Genomic DNA, 4752 nt, shown 5'->3' with positions numbered 1-4752 from the left:
GGGGGTGCTGGGCGGCGGCCACGTCGCCGGCCGCGTAGACGTCGGGGTCCGAGGTCCGCAGCGAGGCGTCGACCGCGATGCCGCCGCCGTGCGCACGGTCGACCAGGGCCAGACCCGCGGCCTCGGCGAGCGCGGTGCGCGGGGCCGCGCCGATCGCGGCGAGCACGGCGTGCGCGGGGTGCTCGTCGCCGTCGTCGGTGCGGGCCGCGAGGACCAGGCCGTCCTGGCCGACGATCTCGGTGAGCTTCGCGCCGAAGTGGAAGCGGACACCGTGCTCGCTGTGCAGCTGCGCGAAGACACCGCCGACCTCGGGGCCGAGGACGCCGTGCAGCGGGGTCGGCTCGGGTTCGACGACGGTGACCTCGGCGCCGAACCCGCGGGCGGCGGCGGCCACTTCGAGACCGATCCAGCCCGCGCCCGCGATCACCAGATGCCCGTTGTCCCGGCCGAGCTGTCCGAGCACGCCCTTGAGGCGCTCGGCGTGCGCGAGCCGGCGCAGGTGGTGCACGCCGGTGAGGTCGGTGCCGGGGATGTCCAGGCGGCGGGGTTCGGCGCCGGTGGCGAGCAGCAGCTTGTCGTAGCCGACGACGGTGCCGTCGCCCAGGCGCACCTCGTGGCGCTCGCGGTCGATCGCGACGACGGCCTGGCCGAGGTGGAGCTCGACGTCGGCCTGCGCGTACCAGGCGGGCTCGTGCACGAAGACGCTCTCGCGCTCCTCCTTGCCGAGCAGGAATCCCTTCGACAGGGGCGGACGTTCGTACGGCCGGTCGCGTTCGTCGCAGAGCAGTATCACGCGCCCTGTGAACCCTTCGGCGCGGAGGGTCTCGGCCGCCTTCGCTCCGGCGAGACCGCCTCCGACGATGACGAACGTCTGATCCGCGTCGACCACTTGGTGCCTCCTCGCTGTGGTGTGTTCACCAAAAGGGAGCGTCCCGCACACAGCGTGATGCGGGAAGAGGGAGTGGACCGATCAGGCCATTAATCGTCACGCGCGGTCATGGGAGCGCTCACCAGGAGTCCCCTGCCCTCGATGGACGCCTTCACCCCCAGTGGTCGTACGCGATCTTGGACATCAGCGCGAACACGGTCAGAAGGAGTGCGGCCCGGACGAATCCCGCGCCCTTGCGCACGGCCGTGTGCGCGCCGAGGAAGCCGCCCGCCACATTGGCCACCGCCATGGCCGCGCCCAGCTCCCACAGGACGTGGCCGAGCCAGCCGAACAGTACGAGCGCCCCCAGGTCGGTGCCGATCGAGACCGTCTTGGCGAGGGCGGAGCCGCGCAGGAAGTCCGTGCCGAGGAGCGTGACGAAGAGGGCGACGAGCAGGACTCCCGTACCGGATCCGATGACACCGCTGTAGAAGCCGATGAGCGCGCTGCCGGCGGTGCAGGCCCGGCGGGAGTACGGCCCTGCGCCGCCGGTACGCCGGGAGTACGGGCCGCGGCCGGACGGGTCCGAAGCGGGTGCGGGCGGTGACCACACCGCCCAGGCCGCCACCGCGGGCAGCACCACCACGACCACCGGCAGGAAGTAGTCCTGCGGCAGCCGGGACGCGGCCAGGGCGCCGAGCAGCGAGGCCGGTACGCCGGCCAGTGCGGCGGGCCAGGCGCGGCGCCGGTCGAGGCCGACTCTGCGCGCGTAGGTGACCGCCGCGGACGTGGTGCCGGTGATGGCCACCAGCTTGTTGGTGCCGAGCACGGTGGCGACCGGGGCTCCCGGCAGCAGCACCATCAGGGCCGGTATCTGCACGAGGCCGCCGCCCCCGACCACCGCGTCCAGCCAGCCCGCCGCAAGCGCCACGGCCAGCAAGGCGCACCACTCCCCCACACCCACGGCTTTCCCCCCGTGGGCGGCGCACACGGATGTCTCCCCCGTGGGACAAACGCTGCGCCACCCTCCCCCAAGCAACCCCGGATGTCCGAGGGTTGGGCCCGATTTGTGCCAGAACGCAAAGGGAGCGGCCGACTCCGCCGCGTGGCGCGAGGATTCCGTACGATGCGCGGGTGGACCGGGCCGCCAGTGCCGCCCGGGAACGACGCGACATGACTCGGGGGAACCATGCTGCGGATCGCATTCGGACGTGAGGACTTGGGGCGGCTGCGGGTGGCGCCGGACGCCGATCCGCTGTGGGAACTCGTACTGAGCCTGCATCTGCTGCAGAACCGGCAGTCGGCCGTGGTCTTCGACCCGTGGCGGCGTGAGGTGCGCGCCGGTCTTGTCCGGGCCGGCCTCATGAAGACCACGGCGGCACTCGTCCGGCTGTCTCCTTGGGCCGCGTACTTCCCGGACTTCCTGACCCCTTCGCGCGGCGACCGCTCCTTGGAGGAGGGCATCTCCACGGTGCTGAGCACGCCGCGGCGGCAGCTGTCGGCCGAGCTGTCGGAGGTGTACGCCCAGGCGCCGGCGCCTTCGGCGGTACGGCTGCTCGCCGAGGGCGACGTGACGGCGCTCGAACGCCTCGGCCATGCCCTGCGCTCGTACTATGCGGTGGCCGTCGAGCCCTATCTGCCGGCGGTCCGTGGCGCGGTCGCCGACGACCGGGCGGTACGGTCCGCCGCGGCGCTGCACGGCGGCGCGGAGGCACTGGTGTCCAGCTACGGTCCGGCGCTGCGCCGTGAGGGCTCCACGCTGGTCGCGGACTATCCGGTCGCGCGTGACATGCCGCTGCACGGACGGCCGTTGACGCTGGTGCCGTCGTTCTTCTGCGTGGTGGCCCCGGTGGCCCTGGCCGATGACGCGCTCGATCCGGTCCTGGTGCATCCGCTGGGTCCCGCGCCCGGATGGCTGGCCCGCACCAAAGTGCGCGGTGCGGCGCCGCCTCCGGTGGCCCAGCTGATCGGGCCGACCCGGGCCCTGGTCCTTGACGCGCTCGAACAGCCCCGCTCCACGGGCCAGTTGGCGGAGCGGCTGCGCCTCACCGCGTCCACGGCGAGCCGGCATGCCACGGTGCTGCGGGAGGCGGGGCTTGTGGCGTCGGAGCGGCAGGGCAACAGCGTGCTGCACCGGCGTACGGCGCTGGGGGATGCGCTGATGGACGGGCGGTTGTAGCCAGTTGTACGAGGCCGCGGCAGCTGTCAGGCGCGCCGTGCCGTGAGGCGGGCGTGCAGGGAGCGTGCCGAGGCGTCGGTCTGGGCGGCGATCTGGTCGACCACGACCCGGGCGCGCGCCTTGTCGTCGGCGGCCGCGTCGAACAGGGCACGGAACTGCGGGTCGAGGCCCTCCGGCGCACGGGCGGTGAGCGCGGCGGCCAGCTCGGCGATGACCACGCGCTGGTCGGCGCGCAGCCGCTCCTGCTCGGCGCGCTGCATCACATAGCGGTCGGCGACCGCCTTCAACACCGCGCACTCGTAACGGGTTTCCCTGGGGACGACGAGCTCGGCGGCGTAGCGCGTGAGCCGGCCCGGTCCGTACATCGTGCGTGTGGCGCCCTCCGCGGCCAGGCAGAAGCGGCCGATCAGCTGGCTGGTGGCGTCCTTGAGCCGGGCCTGGGCGACTGCGGATCCGTCGTAGCCGTGCGGCCACCACTCCTGGTCGAGGAGCCGGTCGAGCGCTTCCGAGAGCTCTTCGGGGTCGGTGTCCTCGGGGACGTAGCGCCCGATGGCCACCTCGAACACGGCCCGCCGTTCGGGCTCGGCGTGCAGGCAGTTGGGGTCGATATGGCCGGCGTGAAGGCCGTCCTCGACATCGTGCACGGAGTACGCGACGTCGTCGGACCAGTCCATGACCTGCGCCTCGAAGCAGGTGCGGTGGCCGGGCGCGTCCTTGCGCACCCACTCGAAGACCGGCCGGTCGTCGTCGTACACGCCGAACTTCGGTGACGCCGGATCGCTGGGGTGCTCGCCGCGCAGCCACGGGTATTTGGTGGCGGCGTCGAGGGCGGCGCGGGTGAGGTTGAGGCCGACGCTGACGAGCTCGCCCTCCGTGCCGGGCCGCTGGGACCGTACGAAACGCTTGGGCTCGATACGGGTCAGCAGGCGCAGCGACTGGGCGTTGCCCTCGAAGCCGCCGCAGTCCGCGGCGAACTCGTTGAGCGCCTGCTCGCCGTTGTGCCCGAAGGGCGGGTGGCCCATGTCGTGGGAGAGGCAGGCGGCCTCGACGAGGTCCGGGTCGCAGCCGAGTGCGGCGCCGAGCTCGCGGCCGACCTGGGCGCACTCGAGGGAGTGGGTCAGGCGGGTGCGGGGGCTGGCGTCCCAGGCCTGGTTCTGCGTGCCCGGCGTGACCACCTGGGTCTTGCCGGCCAGGCGGCGCAGGGCCGACGAGTGCAGCACACGGGCACGGTCGCGCTGGAAGGCGGTGCGGCCGGGGCGCTTGTCGGGCTCGGGCGCCCAGCGCTCCAGGGCCGCGTCCTCGTAGCCGGGGGGTGTGGTGCGGAATTCGTGCCGGGCGCCGTCGTGCTGCGTGCTGCCTTCGTGCTGCGTGCCTTCCATGAAGCGACAGTAGCTCGCGGGAGGGGTGGGGCGGCGGCTGCCAGGTGCCTCTTGCGTCCGTGCTGTTCCGCGGGGACCGCTCGTGCTCTTACGCGGGGACCAGCCGCAGATGGCCCGCCGAGGCCGAGGTGCGCAAGGCCTGGTCGTAGCGGTGCAGCAGGAGGCGGGCGACGGCCGGATGGGTGCCGAGGGGGGCGGAGGCGATCCAGGGGGCGGCCTTGGCGGTGGCCGCGGCGAAGCGTCCGGGGGCCGTGAAGCACGAGGCGATCGCCACCCGGTGCCGGCCGCGGGCGGCGAGGGCGCGGACCGCGGCGGGTACGGCGGGC

At 73.5% G+C, this 4752-nt stretch carries 4 protein-coding genes and 1 pseudogene; 1 reads left to right on the top strand and 4 read right to left on the bottom strand.

Annotated elements, in window-relative coordinates:
* Together ABT367_RS40865 and ABT367_RS40860 are read right to left on the bottom strand one after the other, a co-directional pair.
* Positions 1-889: NAD(P)/FAD-dependent oxidoreductase (locus tag ABT367_RS40865; RefSeq protein ID WP_352258988.1), on the bottom strand; the 889-nt coding region annotated here is incomplete at its 3' end.
* A 151-nt stretch (positions 890-1040) separates the two neighbouring features.
* A complete protein-coding gene (locus ABT367_RS40860; protein WP_352258987.1) occupies positions 1041-1832 on the bottom strand; it encodes a sulfite exporter TauE/SafE family protein in 792 nt (263 codons plus the stop codon).
* Between the two features lie 225 nt (positions 1833-2057).
* Between ABT367_RS40860 and ABT367_RS40855 the strand changes: the two genes are divergently transcribed.
* Positions 2058-3047: a winged helix-turn-helix domain-containing protein gene (locus tag ABT367_RS40855; RefSeq protein ID WP_352258985.1), complete on the top strand. Its 990-nt coding sequence runs from the start codon at positions 2058-2060 to the stop codon at positions 3045-3047.
* A 26-nt stretch (positions 3048-3073) separates the two neighbouring features.
* Here ABT367_RS40855 and ABT367_RS40850 read toward each other — a convergent pair whose 3' ends face one another.
* A complete protein-coding gene (locus ABT367_RS40850) occupies positions 3074-4426 on the bottom strand; it encodes a deoxyguanosinetriphosphate triphosphohydrolase (RefSeq protein WP_352258983.1) in 1353 nt (450 codons plus the stop codon).
* Positions 4427-4514: 88 nt separating this feature from the next.
* Positions 4515-4752: pseudogene (locus ABT367_RS40845) on the bottom strand (sirohydrochlorin chelatase); the annotation flags it as partial.

The organism is Streptomyces mesophilus, assembly GCF_040300965.1.
GTDB lineage: Bacteria > Actinomycetota > Actinomycetes > Streptomycetales > Streptomycetaceae > Streptomyces > Streptomyces mesophilus_A.
This window is presented reverse-complemented; position numbering and strand designations above follow the sequence as displayed.